This is a genomic window from Kosmotoga sp., from assembly GCF_982836095.1.
Genome location: NZ_CEYIHJ010000042.1, coordinates 1 through 2,251 on the forward strand (window position 1 = coordinate 1; position 2,251 = coordinate 2,251).

At 41.3% G+C, this 2,251-nt stretch carries 1 protein-coding gene and 1 pseudogene; both read left to right on the top strand.

Features of this window, described 5'->3' with window-relative positions:
* A pseudogene (locus AC3LHT_RS04340) lies at positions 1–614 on the top strand (C13 family peptidase); the annotation flags it as partial.
* Positions 615–729: 115 nt separating this feature from the next.
* Positions 730–2,251, top strand: a 1,522-nt coding sequence (locus AC3LHT_RS04345; protein WP_488662083.1) for an oxidoreductase, incomplete at its 3' end; no start/stop codon positions are given.

Sequence of the window (2,251 nt, forward strand, 5' to 3'; positions counted from 1 at the left end):
TGGGAGTTGATAGGGTTAGGCAAGTTGAATATCCTGATAATGCTCCAAGTGATGTGGAAGACGCTATTCAGTATCTCGTTGAAACTAAGAAAGTAAATAGGCTTACGCTGTATTTTATAGCACACGGCGCCAATGATTACATGAATATCGGAGGGTATGGCTTTGGCGCATCTACACTCAAGAACATCATAGAAAGCTATCCTAGAGTATCGTTTTCTGTTATTATTGAATCTTGTCATGCGGGAAGCTGGATAGAAGGCACAGTGGATATTACTGACGCGAGCAACGTGGTGATAGCCATAGCAACAACTTCCTCTGCCAAAAGCGCGTATCCTGATTGGGATTCTGCAACAGGGTACACAAATGACTATAACGGGACAACAGACGTCTATGTAGAGTGGACCAGTGACTTTCTTGAGAAGATGGCTTATTATACTTCAGCAGCTCACTGGGGTGAAGTTACAACCCTTGCTTCAGCTGAAGGCATACCAGATGAATCTGCAATGTATGACCTGTGTTTCCAGAGCATAAAAGGCGGTTCACCTCCCGGAACTTCTTATACCTTTACAGAAAGAGTTGGTATTCAAGATCCACAGATCTACAGGAGTTATTGATTTTTTGGTATAACGCCAGCCCTTAAAGGGCTGGCTTTTTTTGTGAGCAAAGTTTTCTATTATATGTTAATATATGTCGATGTGAACATAGAAACAAATATAAAGAGGTGATGATGTGAAATTCGAAAAGCTCTTCTCAAATATGAGAATAGATTCTCTTGCTTTGAAAAATAGGATTATCTTTCCTCCAATTTCAACTAATCTGGCTTCAATCACTGGAGAAGTAACGGATGAATTTATAGCTCATTACAGCCGAAGAGCGAAAGGAGGAGCGGCATTAATCACCGTTGAAAATGCTTGTATCGACTTTCCTTTAACGATGATGGGAGCTACTCAACCGAGGTTTGATAATGAGAGGTTTGTTCCGGGTTTGAGTAGGCTAGTCGAGGAAATTCATAAATACGGTTCTCTAGCATTCGTTGAATTAACTCATCCGGGGCTATTTGGCAAGGAACTCCCTGCAATTGCACCATCAGAAGTTGATTTGAGGCTTGATGGTATAAAACCGCATCCAATGAGTCGCGAAGAAATTGAAAAGGTGGCTTTAAAATTTGCAAAAGCAGCATTTATTGCCAAAAAAGCAGGGTTTGATGGTGTGGAGATTGAAGCAGCTCACGGACTTTTGGTCAATCAGTTTCTTTCGCCTGTTTCCAATAAAAGAACAGATGAATATGGTGGTACTCTGGAAAATAGAACGAGATTTGCCAAGTTGCTGATTGATAAAATAAAGGAATTTTGTGGGCGGGATTACCCTGTTATGGCAAGAGTCGGTGTTGTGGATTATGTTAATGGTGGTATAAAGCCGGAGTACGATGGCGTTGAAATAGTTAGAAAGTTCGAAGAATTAGGTTATGCGGCTGTACATGCAGATATAGGTTTTGGTGATAAGGAAAAAAGGTTAGAACCCATGGCTTATAAACAAGCCTGGCGTTCAAATTTGGCAAAGCTCTTAAAAGATGGAGGTATCAAAATACCGGTTATTGCGGTAGGGATGATTAGGGAGCCTGAAATAGCTGAATCGCTTCTCAAAAATGGAGTAGCTGACCTTGTTGCTCTTGGTAGAACGTTAATAGCAGATCCAGATTGGCCACTTAAAGCACTGTATGGAAAAGAGAAAACTATTCGCAAATGCATTGGATGTTCTGAATGCATTCGTTCAAGGCACGCAATGGGAACAGCCATTAGGTGCGGGGTAAATCCTGTTGTAGGGAAAAGCAGTGGTTATGAGAAAATCACCCCCTCTTCAATTTCAAAGCACATTGTGATTATTGGTGCAGGGCCTGCAGGGCTTGAAGCAGCCAGGGTAGCCGCATTAAAAGGTCATAGGGTAACGATCTTTGAGCAGGAAAAAGAAATTGGCGGAGCTGTGAGGTTAGGCTCTGTCCCTCCGGGAAAGGAAAAAATGCAATGGTTAATAAACTATTATTCCGAGGTTCTGAAAGAGCTTGAGGTAAATGTTAGAACAACTACAACTGCAGATATTGAAACAGTTATTAGGGAAAACCCCGACGAAATTGTACTCGCCATGGGTGCTGAGCCTTTTATACCTGCCATTGAAGGAATCGATGGACCAAATGTTGTGCTCTATTCCAATGTATTGGATGAAGAAGGAATTGAAAAATTAAATATTCTCATTT